The following is a 1873-nucleotide window of genomic DNA, read 5'->3' on the forward strand; positions in this document are numbered from 1 at the left end:
TAATAAGGCCTGGCAGCAGTATGATGTCGACCTGTTACAATCATCACATGGAAATATTGTTTAGCTTCTTGGATCGCTTTTTTTACTTCTGGATGAATTGTGTGTTTTTCAGTTAAGACCGTTCCATCTAGATCTAACGCAAGTACTTGATACATAAATTCTCCCTCACATTACAGCCTAGTGCTGCCCGTAATAAGCATTCTCACCATGCTTACGTAAGTAATGCTTGTCCGATAATTCGGGTTGAATTTTTATACCACTATTAAGCGATCTCGTTGCTAATGCCATTGCTGAAACTTCTTCTAAAACAACAGCATTATGAACTGCATCTTGCGCATCTTTACCCCATGAAAAAGGTGCATGCCCAGCAACAATGACACTCGGAACTGCCATTGGATCGATATTTCGTTGTGTAAACTCTTCAATAATTACAAGTCCAGTATTCTTCTCGTACAGCCCTGCAATTTCTTCTTTCGTGAGCTTGCGAGTACACGGAATATCACCATAAAAATAGTCTGCATGCGTTGTGCCTAAAGCCGGTATGTCGATACCTGCCTGAGCCCAAATAGTTGCACTACGGGAGTGTGTATGAACAATACCGCCAATCTCAGGAAAAGCTTTGTAAAGCTCCAAATGGGTAGCGGTATCACTTGATGGATTGAGGTTCCCTTCAACAATATTTCCATCAAAATCAACGACTACAATATCTTCAACAGTCATATTGCTGTATTCAACGCCCGATGGTTTAATTGCAATCACATTATTTTCACGATCTAATTCAGAAACATTGCCCCAGGTAAATGTTACTAAACCGTGCTGAGGAAGTTGTAAATTTGCTTTTAAAACACGTTGTTTTAATTGGTTATATTTAGACATATCGATTCCTTAAGCAATTTCTACTTGTGAAAGCGCCATATCAATCAAATCCACCACATCTTGCGGTGTTTTACATGCACGAAGCTTTGAAAAATCCTCATCAAACTCAATTAAGTTTGCTACTTGCATAGTTCCCTCTATGTGCTCTTCTGAATCTTTTCCAGCCAATGTGATAAGCACATCAACTGGCTCATCAATATCCTCAAACAGGACTGGTGTTTGTAAAACAGTTAAAGCAAAGCCGGTTTTGATTACACCATCTTCAGGCCGACAATGTGGTAAAGCGAATGCATCATGAATACAGATGTATGGTCCTTCGCTACTGATTGCATTGATGATTGCATCATAGTAACGATCTTCAACTACTCCAGCATTTACCAAGGCATCAGTACCGATTCTGATAGCTGACTGCCAATCGGAGGCATTTACATTTAATTGGATTGAGTTATTGGTAATTAGAGATTCTTTCAAGTCCATTGTTTTACTCACTTAGTCTTTTATTATTAGTTTTCGAGAGTCCTAGCGATCATACCGCTGGGCAACCTGTGTTATTTGCGGAAGTGATTGTCGATAAGTGACATTAATTCATCACCAAAGGTTTTCACCATTATCATGTTCTTCACCGCTAGCTGTTGTTTACCCTCAGGAAGATTCGTGATTTTTTCAGCTAGAGCAACAGATGTAACGATAATGTCGAATGAACCTAGATGTGATTTGTAATCAGTAATCGCACTGTTAAATGTGGTAGCTAATACCCCACTTTTATCTAGATATTCTTTGATTTTTTTAGAACACATCATTGATGAACCTTGGCCAGAACCACAACAGACAAGAATACGTACTGGTTGGTGCTCGGTTGAATTATCTAATTGAAGATCTTTGGCTAGTGATTTAGCAGTTTCTGGTGTTGTGATTTCGACTTCTACACCTTCAGGTGTTACCGCCGTCATAGTTTTAGTTTGCAGAGCTTCGGCGTCTTCTTCTGCACGTAGTGTTT

General features: G+C 39.4%; 3 protein-coding genes. All 3 read right to left on the bottom strand.

Translation table 11 applies throughout. The features are described from left to right. Positions 1-177: 177 nt before the first annotated feature. Positions 178-876, bottom strand: a complete 699-nt coding sequence (locus I3255_RS14005) for an L-ribulose-5-phosphate 4-epimerase (protein ID WP_138222682.1) — start codon at positions 874-876, stop codon at positions 178-180. A gap of 9 nt (positions 877-885) precedes the next feature. After that, positions 886-1353 carry a PTS sugar transporter subunit IIA gene (locus tag I3255_RS14010; protein WP_138222684.1) on the bottom strand — a complete coding sequence of 156 codons (468 nt, stop codon included), beginning with the start codon at positions 1351-1353 and terminating at the stop codon, positions 886-888. Between the two features lie 71 nt (positions 1354-1424). Further along, positions 1425-1873 (bottom strand): hypothetical protein (locus I3255_RS14015; RefSeq protein WP_238039362.1); only part of this gene is annotated, 449 nt, incomplete at its 5' end.

This window comes from Psychrobacter sp. Ps6 (genome assembly GCF_022129235.1).
Taxonomy (GTDB): domain Bacteria; phylum Pseudomonadota; class Gammaproteobacteria; order Pseudomonadales; family Moraxellaceae; genus Psychrobacter.

Bases quoted from the DNA above. Each gene is read 5' to 3' on its own strand.
- I3255_RS14005 (WP_138222682.1), bottom strand. From the start codon at position 876: ATGTCTAAATATAACCAATTAAAACAACGTGTTTTAAAAGCAAATTTA.
- I3255_RS14010 (WP_138222684.1), bottom strand. From the start codon at position 1,353: ATGGACTTGAAAGAATCTCTAATTACCAATAACTCAATCCAATTAAAT.